This is a genomic window from Ensifer sp. MJa1, from assembly GCF_037026475.1.
In the GTDB taxonomy this organism is placed as follows: domain Bacteria; phylum Pseudomonadota; class Alphaproteobacteria; order Rhizobiales; family Rhizobiaceae; genus Ensifer.
Genome location: NZ_JAKUMO010000054.1, coordinates 1 through 3,046 on the forward strand (window position 1 = coordinate 1; position 3,046 = coordinate 3,046).

Sequence of the window (3,046 nt, forward strand, 5' to 3'; positions counted from 1 at the left end):
GGCAGGCGGGTCGTATCCGCCTTCATCGCAACGGCCTTTGCCCAGGAGACGCCGGAGGCAGCAAGCGCTCAATGGCGTAGTGTCGCCGACCAGATCAGACCAAAAGTGCCGAAGCTTGCCACCATCATGGACGATGCTGAAGAGGACGTACTAGCCTACATGACCTTCCCAAAGGAGCATCGGGCAAAGCTGCACTCAACGAATCCGATTGAACGCCTCAATGGCGAAATCAAGCGCCGCACCGAGGTCGTCGGCATCTTCCCGAACGACGAAGCAATCGTCCGCCTCGTCGGCGCGCTACTGCTCGAACAGAATGATGAGTGGGCCGTCCAACGTGCCAGGTATATGACACTTGAGACCATGGCCCAAATGAGCGATGATCCCCAGATCAGTCTGCCCGCTGTGGCCCGCTGATATCCCTCCGGCCCTATGTCGGAAAGCACGGCCATCAGCCGTCAGCTACACCACTCCCATGGACACGATCCTGCAGACGGGCTGCACCTTGTTTTTTGTGCGACCGGGGGACTTGTTGTCGATGGCGTCGGCCCTGAAAAATCACTCAAGCAAATCGACCCTCTTGTGATGATGCGGCAATTCGCGCTGAACGCTATCGGACCAGCACTCGTTCTCAAACATTTCGCGCCGAAGCTCGCCCGTAGGGAACGCAGCATCTTCGCCTTTCTGTCTGCCAGAGTGGGGTCGATCGGAGACAATCGCCTTGGGGGCTGGATATCCTACCGGGCGTCGAAGGCTGCGCTCAACCAGATCGTCCGCACAGCCGCAGTCGAGGTCAACCGCACCCATCCGCGCGCGGTAGTCGTCGCACTACACCCAGGAACGGTCGCGACAAAAATGACAGCCGATTACTCCACCCAGCACCGCCAGTTGCACCCAAGCGAGAGCGCACGTTCAATGTTCCAGGTGATTGACCGGTTGACTGCGGAAAACACCGGAGGGTTCTTTGCCTATGATGGGCTGCCCGTTGAGTGGTGAGTATTGTTACGCGGCATGGGACTTAGATCCTGAGTGCACGGCGAAAACGTCCGGTGATTTCAAGTGTCATTGCGATGCTGAATGTCGTAGGGAGCGATCCGACCGGTTTGCCGCCGACGTGGTCGGCGGCAAAGGCGTGGGGCAACGCGACCGCTTTTGTCACGCTTTCGGAAGCAGGACCTTATCGATCACATGAATGACACCGTTCGATTGCTTCACGTCGGCGATCGTCACGGTGGCTGTGCCACCTGTTTCGTCGGTGAGTGTGATCTTATCGCCATCCATCTTTGCCGAGAGCGTGCAACCGCCGACGGTCTTGACTGGATGGCTCCCTCCGTCATCGGCGATCATCTTGCCGACCGCATCCGAAAGCGCATTGGCAGCAACGACATGACACGTCAGGACTTTGGCCAGCTTTTCTTTGTTTTCCGGTTTCAGCAGAGTGTCGACAGTGCCGGCAGGCAAGGCTTCGAAGGCTGCATTCGTCGGCGCAAACACGGTGAACGGACCATCACCTGAAAGCGTTTCCACCAGACCTGCGGCCTTTACTGCTGCAACGAGTGTCGTGTGGTCCTTTGAATTCGCAGCGTTTTCCACGATGTTCTTGCTTTCGGACATGGCCGCGCCACCGACACTAGGATTGTCGGCATTCGCGGTGAAGGCTACGAGAACGAAAATCGACGCGATCGCGGTGGTACGGTTAAGGGACCGTTTCATTTCGTCATTTCCTCCTTGCAGGCCCGCACCATGCGGGCGCTCTCAGCCGGACGTTGTCCGGCACAATCGATACGGCATCTTGGTCGCATTGGATCACCGCTGCGCCCAACGTCATTTTGACCGCCGTTGCGGCAAACCGGCACTCAAGAAAGGATGCCTTCAGTGAACGAGCGCGAACGGGATTGGTGGTTGCCGCCCCGCGCAAGGTATCAATCTTCAATTTGCTGATCCAATGACCAGGCTTGTTCGTATCGGGAGAAATTCAGCGTATCCACGCACGGTAAAACGCTCGCTGGGAGTCAGAGCTCCAAAATGACGAGGTTTTGTCAGCGGTGGACGGAATAGAGGATACCAGGGATGTTACAGAGAACTGCGAACCAAAACCGTAGCTGGATCCAGGCACTTCTGCTCGCGATTTTGCCCGTTGTCGCGACATCCATTCTCGGGCAAATGGCGACCTACCCGAACATCGAAAGTTGGTATTCGACGCTGGAGAAGTCGAGTTTCAATCCTCCGAACTGGGTGTTTGCTCCGGTCTGGACGACGCTTTACATCCTCATGGCTTACGCTGCCTGGCGGCTGCTGAGCCTGCCTGCCAGGACGCCGGGCAGGTTGGCGACACTGACCCTATTTTATGTTCAGCTCGCTCTCAATGCGTTGTGGTCATGGATGTTTTTCGCCATGCAAAGTCCGGTCGCCGGCTTGGGAAACATCATCGCACAAATCGGGTTTATCCTCGCAACGATCGCGCAGGCTTGGCGCGTCGACAAGACAGCCGCGCTTTGCCTCGTGCCGCTGGCGGCGTGGGTCTCCTTTGCGTCCGTACTGAATTTTGCAATCTGGTTCCTCAATTGATGGCGTTGGCCCGAGGGCCCAGACGTTTTCTCTTTAAGACAAGCAACCTTTTGGATGGGTTCAAATCTGCCCAGTGAGCTCCATGACGTCTTTGGCTAAGATCGGTCGTGCTCGCGTCGCCCTTGCGTTGCCTCGTCAACGTGAACAGCTACGCGCCCTGAACGCCGAGCAATACGATCTTCTTTTCGAGACTTATGCACTCGCCGCGATGAGAGTCGACGAACTATTGAGAAAACAATCTCCTGAGCAAGATCTTGTAAACGAGTATCGCGAAATATGCCTGGACATCCAGGAAGACATCGCGTTGCTGCTTGGACGTATGCAAAGGCAATGCGAATGAATTTGGTGCGACTTATGCGTTATTCTTGCCTGTTCCCCTGAAGCCAGCCGGCAAGTTCCCGGCTCACGACGTGCTCGAGCACGGCCATGCCTTCGGCGCTGTCGTTCAGGCAGGGGATATGGGTGAACTTCTCGCCGCCAT

The 3,046-nt window shown here is 56.8% G+C and carries 5 protein-coding genes; 4 read left to right on the forward strand and 1 reads right to left on the reverse strand.

The genetic code is table 11. From position 1 onward, the window contains the following. The coding region (locus MKZ91_RS31415) for a transposase (protein ID WP_336173419.1) at positions 1-414 on the forward strand (414 nt) is incomplete at its 5' end. Positions 415-429: 15 nt separating this feature from the next. Then, positions 430-993: an SDR family NAD(P)-dependent oxidoreductase gene (locus MKZ91_RS31420; RefSeq protein WP_336174935.1), complete on the forward strand. Its 564-nt coding sequence runs from the start codon at positions 430-432 to the stop codon at positions 991-993. Between the two features lie 159 nt (positions 994-1,152). Here MKZ91_RS31420 and MKZ91_RS31425 read toward each other — a convergent pair whose 3' ends face one another. Then, a complete protein-coding gene (locus MKZ91_RS31425) occupies positions 1,153-1,710 on the reverse strand; it encodes a fasciclin domain-containing protein (RefSeq protein ID WP_336174936.1) in 558 nt (185 codons plus the stop codon). Positions 1,711-2,067: 357 nt separating this feature from the next. Between MKZ91_RS31425 and MKZ91_RS31430 the strand changes: the two genes are divergently transcribed. Continuing rightward, positions 2,068-2,565: a TspO/MBR family protein gene (locus tag MKZ91_RS31430; protein WP_336174937.1), complete on the forward strand. Its 498-nt coding sequence runs from the start codon at positions 2,068-2,070 to the stop codon at positions 2,563-2,565. 82 nt (positions 2,566-2,647) lie between these two features. Further along, a complete protein-coding gene (locus tag MKZ91_RS31435) occupies positions 2,648-2,905 on the forward strand; it encodes a hypothetical protein (protein ID WP_336174938.1) in 258 nt (85 codons plus the stop codon). The last annotated feature ends 141 nt before the right edge of the window (positions 2,906-3,046 follow it).

What these genes read in the sequence shown, in the direction of transcription:
- MKZ91_RS31420 (WP_336174935.1), top strand. Translation starts at nt 430, where the DNA reads ATGTCGGAAAGCACGGCCATCAGCCGTCAGCTACACCACTCCCATGGA.
- MKZ91_RS31425 (WP_336174936.1), bottom strand. Translation starts at nt 1,710, where the DNA reads ATGAAACGGTCCCTTAACCGTACCACCGCGATCGCGTCGATTTTCGTT.
- MKZ91_RS31430 (WP_336174937.1), top strand. Translation starts at nt 2,068, where the DNA reads ATGTTACAGAGAACTGCGAACCAAAACCGTAGCTGGATCCAGGCACTT.
- MKZ91_RS31435 (WP_336174938.1), top strand. Translation starts at nt 2,648, where the DNA reads ATGACGTCTTTGGCTAAGATCGGTCGTGCTCGCGTCGCCCTTGCGTTG.